The following is a 6,870-nucleotide window of genomic DNA, read 5'->3' on the forward strand; positions in this document are numbered from 1 at the left end:
TTTGTCTCCCTCGCAGTTTGACTTTTCCTTGCCATACGCCCTCAAACCGCTCGGCATTACTGGCCGTGTAACGTACCGTGTGCCGGATATTACGGTGACCCAGGTAATCTTGTATCAACCGCGTATCAATCCCCCGGTCAGCCAGCGCGAAACCGCAGGCATGGCGCAACATATGCGGATGCGGCGTCACGGAGATATTGGCCTGCGCCCCAAACTGGCTGATAAGCTGATACACCCGCTGACGCGTCAACTGGCCGCCCTGGCGGGACAGAAACAGCCAGTCGCTCTCGGCGCCGGATTTGGTCTTGCGCACCTTGAGCCAGGCACGTATCGCCTTTATCTCGTTACCCAGCAGCGGATGATTGGTACTGAAGCCGTTCTTCATCCGCCTGATGAACAGACTCTTCGCCCGCAGGTCCATATCCGACAGCCGCAGCCGGCACACTTCGCTGACTCGAAATCCGTGGATAAAGCTCATGTACACCAGACAATAATCCCGCTCCGGGTTTTTACTCTCTTTTGCGCAGGCCAGCAGGCTTTCCACCTCTGACTGCGTCAAATGCTTTCGTTGGTTCATACCACCTCTTAACACGCTCGAGACGCATTTTACATCGCGAATTATCCCGTCCTTTTTCTCGTGTAAAACACGATAATCACCCCTTGGGGGCTTCCATTTTATTGATTACCGCAGATGAACCGCTCAGAGCATCAAATCAAAAAATCGCGCAAAACAAAATATATTACCAGCGTATAGCTGGTAGGCGGGATGATATCACGACCCAAAATCGGTACTGAGACTAATTTGCAACAAAAGAACCGTTGGAGTTGCCCTGCCCGCCGAAAAACGTTGGGGCAGGCCAATATGACAACCTGTCTATACCCTCGCTTCCACCGTGCTATGCGCCGTGCTCATATTTATCTCGTTGACCTCATATGGCATGACAAATACGCGATAGTGCAACACCGACACACCGTTAATGCTCAAAAATACAGCACAGTCATAGCAACGTTAGCGTAGGGCGAGCAAATAAAATTAATCACTCTACGTGATAATGGTGAGCTTTTTTGCTTGGGGGCTCAGAACGTAAAAACCGGCCGAAGCCGGTTGGGAAAGCGTTTGTTGTTATGATACCGACCGCTCTGCGGCCAGGTAATGCCCTGGTGTGGCGGAATGTCTTGTTCGCCACCACTCTAGGCCGCCCCTCGCCCCACGTCCAATGGGTTCGGCAGATCAATGTGTGGGTAATTGATCGGCACAGCCGATCGTCGTAGTGCCTTGTCCCTGTTACACCTCACACTTTGGTAACCAATCCACGTCACAGTCATCATTCAGCCGCAGGTTGGTTTGGATACCCTGCTTGGTACGACGTTTGAGCAGCGTGTGTTCATACTCTTTCAGCGTCTGCGGTACCGCCAGGCCAAACGCCGTCAGGTTCATCACGTGCTGATAGCCCCGTGCCGCCATAAACGACAGGTAGGCGTGGTACAGGTAACGGCGCGGGTTCGGTGGGGTGATATTGGCATTGCCTATCATCATCCCTTCCGGCGCACCTAGCACCGTCAGGTAACCACAAAAATCAACCAGCGGGTCGGCCTGGCGTTTGATGGTCAGCGCCTCGTCTGAGCTTTGCTGCGCCTGAAGCAGGGTGCGGGCCTCGTTCGGGTTGGCAAAGCGCTGCATCAGGTGACGCACGATGACGGCCAGCTCCCGGGTGATTTTCTCCAGCAACTGCGGGTCGCGCTCGGCCAGTGGTATTGCGTCCGGGAAGGTAATAATTACTCGTCTGCGGGATACCCCACCGCTGCGGTCGCTGAACTGCATCGGGTTGTTGTTGACCGCCAGTATCACTGCCGGGATGTGGGCGGCGTAGGCGTCGCGGTATTTGGGGTCGATAGCGACCGCATCACCGCCGGTGATGGCCTTGATACCCGCGCCGTCACCGCTCCACTTCTCCTGGTCAGGCAGGAGTATCAGCGAGTAGCCGACCACCGAGGCACGTTCGCGCGCCGACTCCAGGTTGTCGATGGTGGCGGAAGTGGTGTTGTCCGCCCCAGCGAGCAACCGGGCGATGGCCGCCATCACGCTCTTGCCGCTGCCGCCGGGGCCGGTCACCTCGAGGAACAGCTGCCAGTCGTAGCGGTTGGCCAGCACCATAAAGAGTGCCGCGAGAATACGCTCCTGCTTGTCGTGGTTGCCCCCGGCGGCCCGCGTCAGCCACTGCCAGAAGTGCGGTGCATGGTCGGCCAGGTTCTCCCCGGCCCGCGGCGGCGTGTAGTCCACGCTGTTGACGGTGCGCAGCCAGTGCTCTTGCCGGTGGGCATTGAACTGGCCGCTGACGGTATCAAAGACGCCATTACGAAAACCTATCAACCGGCGGGCCGGTTCGCCCATCTGCGGCACCATCAGTTTGAGGGTGTCCAAAATGCTGTTGATACCCGCAGCGGAGAACGGTGCTCGTACCTTCTGGAACAACGCAGCAATCTCTCGGCTCAGCTGCCGGTGCGGCAGCACCTGCCAGGCGCCACGCATATAGCGGCACAGCTCCTCTCCCACCGGCGGCACCGCCAGGGTGTTGCCGTAGTGTTCAGCCAACAGCCCGGCCTTCTCGCTGGCGCTCATGGCTTTTAAGTCAGCATCGCTCAGCGTGTCGAACGGGCTGGGCTGCGGCGGCTGGCTGAACGCCAGGAGCTGCGCGCGCGTGGCCTCAGCGCCCTGCTGACAGTAGACGTCGTTCCAGTCGCCGATGTCTGTCGGCAACGCCGGAGTGCCACCGGAGAGTGTGGCCGCCTCGGCGGCGCGGGTCTGCCCGGTGCCGCTGCGGTCATTATCGGCTGCCAGCAGCAGCCGCGCATCCGGATAGTGGCTGCGCAGTTGCTCTGCCACGGCGGCCAGGTTGTTAGCGCTGAGTGCCACGCACACCGTCTTACCGGTCAGGCGGTGCACGGTGAGGCCGGTGGCGTAGCCTTCGGTGAGCCAGATAACCGCGTTGTCCGGGCCGCAGAGGGTATGACAGGCGGCTTTCATCTGCCCGCCTGCCAGCATGCGCTTGTCACCATTGGCGTTAATCAGCTGCACGTTAACCACCTCGCCTCCGGCGTTATGCAGCGGCAACAAGAGGTCGCCGGGGTGGAAGGTGATACCGCCAACGCGCAACGGCTGGCCCTGCAGGGTCAGGGTGTCTGCCTCCGGCCAGCCCTTGGCGCTCAGATAGGCGTTGCCGCTTTTGCACTGAGCGGCAGCCACCAGAGCCTGTGCCTGTCGCGCGGCCTTGCGCTGAGCCTCGGCCTTGTCTTGTGGTGAATGACCGGCCTCAGTGGCCGGTGGCAAAGCGCTGACATTATCCCCCATCACGGCAGCCACCTGTTCGGCGGCAGCCCGGGCAGACAGTGACAGGGCCTTTTCCACCAGGTTGAGGCCGTCACCGGCCCCGCACTGATTGCAGAACCAGGTGCCGCGTCCATCCTGGTTGTCGAAACGGAAGCGGTCTTTGCCGCCGCAGGTTGGACACGGCTGCGGCTTGCCGTTCGGCTGCAAGGCGATGCCGAGCGCCGGGAGTATCACCGGCCACTGGCCGGTGGCGGTGCGTACGGTCTGGGAAACGAACTGGGCGCTCATGCTCTTCTCCTCAGTGTACGGTGGCGTTCTGTGCCGCCGACAGGCGCTCACAGCACAGCTCGTCCATCATCTTTTGCCCCAGCGCGGTCAGGCGCGGCGCGGCCACCAGAACGTCCGGCTGCACCATGTCACTCAGCATGGTGCACGCCATATCCATGCCGTCCTCTGGGCCGTACTGACGCACAAAGTGCCCTTCCAGACGCAGGGCAATCGTCATCTGCAGCTCGTCCAGCGTGTACCCGAGGCTCACCCGGTAAAAGGCGCAGGTATCCAGATAGGCTTGCGCCACGGCGCGGCGGAAAACGGCGGTACGGACTTCAATCGGTAAACAGGATGCAGTGTTCATGCGGCGGTGGCCTCCATGCGGGCAAGGATTTGGGATTCACAGGTGTTGACGACGTGGCCGAGCTGGTCGGTCAGCAAGGCAATGACCGAGGCAAACGATGCCTGTTGCGCGGCATCGGGGCGCTGCCCGCCGAGGTCGAGGGTGTCCAGCAGGTCAAGGAACAGCACGCCGGTGGCGTGCGCATGCTGGAGACGCAGAAAATCGGCGTGCGGGATAGGGTAATGGGTGTCGCGGTAATAGCGGTCGGCCAGGGTGTTCATGCCACCGCCTTAACCGGCAGACGACCGGCAAAGGACAACACGTAATCACGGGCCAGCAGGCGGCGGGCGTTGCATTCGGTATCTGCCACGGTGCGTACAATACGCGGTGACGCCGTCAGCGCAGAACGGCGCACGGCCGCAAACAGGAAACAGAATGTCGGGTGAGTTGGGGTGAGGGTCGTAGCCATGGTGGCAGCCTCCATTGAGTCATGGTTATTGCTACCACCGAAGTTCTCACGCAAGGGTGGTAGCCCAGACGGGGGTGAGAAACCGGCCTCAATGAATACCGGCCAGCCCGAAGGCTGCCCCGCCTGAGCCACCATTGATTGACTGCTGCGATAGCATAACATCCACCGCGCAAAAAATGAGCAAGCAAAGGCTGCGACATAAAAAAACACGCCAGGCGCGTGTTGTGTCGCCATTGAGTAACACGGGTTCTCACGCCCGGCTGCCGATTGTGCGGCAGCGGGAGGACTATAGCGCAAGGCCGGACAGGGGGGCAAGCCGTAAGACGCCCCCGGACGTTCAATCGATCGCATTGTGATCAACCACATTACCAACGCGGAACTGACGCAGTTCGGCTTGCCGGTTCGTCAGACGAATAACATTGTGTTTTTCGCTGCGGTGCTCAGGTAAAACGATGTCCGGGTGCTTGCGCTGCAACAAGATGGCTTCCGCTACAAACAGGGCATCGTTGTCGCTCAGAGTAAAACGGTGTCGACCGAGGGTTAACTGCATCACTCGGCACTCCCCTGATGACGGTTGGCAATACGTTCATCCATCCACTGCTCGATCTCAGAGGCCAACCAGGCGACATTTTTACCGCCGAGGGAAACTTGTACCGGAAACTGCTTGCGGCTCATCATCTCGTACACGGTGGAACGGGACAGGCCGGTGGTGTAGAGCACTTCAGGCAGGCGGATAAAGCGCTCGCGCGGGGTGTAGCCGTTGTGAAGCACCGGCGACGGGGTGAATGGGGAGGGGGTGGAAACGGTCAACATAAAAACGCTACCTCTTGGTGCCCGGCCAACGCTGGCCGGAACGGTGTGAACTTCGGTAGCGCCCTATTATGTGAAGTTTTACCGGGGTGGCAACAAGGTGTTGTTGTGTGGTGGAACAGATTTTATGCTTATTTTTCAATCGAGTGGACAACGTTGGCCGATATTGGCCTTTATTGGCATTTATTGACCTTTGTTGGCAAACCGGCCGAAAAGCCTGAGCGATGAATGGGCAGTTGATTAATAGGGAAAAACCGCCAACACCCGGCTGGCCAGGGAAAAAGCCTCGCGGGAGCCGGTGAACAGGCGTGAACACCGGGTGAACGGATACAGTCACCACTCTTCACCCCACTACCTACTGATTTAACTCTACTTTTTTATTTTGGTGAACAGTATGAAGAGTTATAAATAAAACTAAAAACGTAAGATGTGATTATCGTCAGCGCGCAGCACATTTCCCCCGCGTCAGAAACGGCCCTCGGTCATCTCATTGAGTGACGCACGACAACGCCAGGCGCAACGCCCTCTCGCCCCGTCATCAAAAAAGGGCTTTTTCTCTGGCTAGCGGGTGTCAAATTGCGCGTGCATGCACAGGGTGCATGATTTTGCATGCAGGAAAATGCACATTTCATCCCCTGCCGCACCAGCAGTGGCGCGGCCTGCGGCCACTCATGCAGGTGCATGAAAAGCGACACGCAAAGCGCGCAGGCGAGGCGGGGGTAGCATTGCGCGCCAGGGGGTTTTAACGCTTTATTGGCTGTGAGACTGGCGAGCAAGGCCCGCGATAAAATCGGCGTACCACTGCAACATGTCACGACGCTTCTCAAGGTACTGAGCATGGTTGTAAGTGCCGCGAATGGCGTTCTTGTCCACGTGGGCGAGCTGCATCTCTATCCAGGCGGTATTGAAGTCCTGCTCATGCAAAATCGTGGACATCATGTGCCTGAAGCCGTGGCCGGTGAGTCGACCGTGATAGCCGATACGCTTAAGGAGCTGGTTGATACTCGCTTCGCTCATCGGCTTGTTGACGTCATTACGGCCCGGGAAAACATAGCGATAGTTGCCAGTATAGGTTCTCAGTTCATTCAGGATGGCCGCCGCCTGCGTCGATAACGGCACGAGATGATCCCGGCGCATTTTCATGCGCTCCTGCGGAATTTCCCAAAGCGCGTTATCCAGATCAAACTCATGCCATTGCGCCATGCGCAGCTCAATCCCCCTGACTCCGGTCAACATCAGTAACTTCGTCGCCAGCTGTACCAACCGACTGCCGGAGTGCATCTCCAGCGCCGCAAGAAAATCGGGGATTTCGTCAACGGATAAAAAAGGATAATGAGTAGATTTTGGGCTAATCAAAACGCTGGAGAGATCGGCGGCTGGGTTGAACTCCGCCCGCCCGGTTGCCGTGGCATATCGGAAGACCTCACCGCAGCGCTGTCTGACCTTACGCATTTTCTCAAGCGCCCCACGCGCCTCAATTTTGCGAAGCACTGTGAGTAGCTCAAGCGGCTTTATCGCCGAAATGGGATGCTGTCCCAGATAGGGGAAAATATCAATGTTGAACGCGTCCATGATATCGGCCGCATACCCTGCTGACCACGTCGCCAATTTGGACTGATGCCACTCCTTCGCGATCGCTTCAAAGGTGTT

Annotated in this window: 8 protein-coding genes; all 8 read right to left on the bottom strand. The window is 58.4% G+C overall.

Going from position 1 to position 6,870, the window contains the following annotated elements:
- Positions 1-577 (bottom strand): tyrosine-type DNA invertase (locus tag WCL58_RS25065; protein WP_336851744.1); only part of this gene is annotated, 577 nt, incomplete at its 3' end.
- Between the two features lie 708 nt (positions 578-1,285).
- The gene (locus tag WCL58_RS25070) at positions 1,286-3,616 is read right to left on the bottom strand and encodes a primase-helicase zinc-binding domain-containing protein (protein WP_336851745.1); all 2,331 of its coding nucleotides are present in this window, start codon (positions 3,614-3,616) and stop codon (positions 1,286-1,288) included.
- 10 nt (positions 3,617-3,626) lie between these two features.
- Complete coding sequence (locus tag WCL58_RS25075) at positions 3,627-3,962, bottom strand: DUF5375 domain-containing protein (RefSeq protein WP_261438605.1); 336 nt, start codon at positions 3,960-3,962, stop codon at positions 3,627-3,629.
- Entirely contained in the window at positions 3,959-4,222 is a 264-nt protein-coding gene (locus WCL58_RS25080) for a hypothetical protein (protein WP_015376748.1), read from the bottom strand. Before WCL58_RS25080 ends, WCL58_RS25075 begins: the two co-directional genes overlap by 4 nt.
- Positions 4,219-4,776, bottom strand: a complete 558-nt coding sequence (locus tag WCL58_RS25085) for a host cell division inhibitor Icd-like protein (RefSeq protein ID WP_443005338.1) — start codon at positions 4,774-4,776, stop codon at positions 4,219-4,221. The genes WCL58_RS25080 and WCL58_RS25085 overlap by 4 nt, the downstream gene beginning before the upstream one ends.
- Positions 4,748-4,960: a hypothetical protein gene (locus tag WCL58_RS25090; RefSeq protein WP_311266468.1), complete on the bottom strand. Its 213-nt coding sequence runs from the start codon at positions 4,958-4,960 to the stop codon at positions 4,748-4,750. Before WCL58_RS25090 ends, WCL58_RS25085 begins: the two co-directional genes overlap by 29 nt.
- On the bottom strand, positions 4,960-5,223 hold the full coding sequence (locus tag WCL58_RS25095; protein WP_311265715.1) for a helix-turn-helix transcriptional regulator: 264 nt from the start codon (positions 5,221-5,223) through the stop codon (positions 4,960-4,962). The genes WCL58_RS25090 and WCL58_RS25095 overlap by 1 nt, the downstream gene beginning before the upstream one ends.
- A 747-nt stretch (positions 5,224-5,970) precedes the next feature.
- Positions 5,971-6,870, bottom strand: a 900-nt coding sequence (locus tag WCL58_RS25100; protein ID WP_336851746.1) for a tyrosine-type recombinase/integrase, incomplete at its 5' end; no start/stop codon positions are given.

It is taken from the genome of Serratia sp. TMDUHS_CL (assembly GCF_037137105.1).
Classification (GTDB): Bacteria; Pseudomonadota; Gammaproteobacteria; order Enterobacterales; family Enterobacteriaceae; genus Serratia; species Serratia nevei.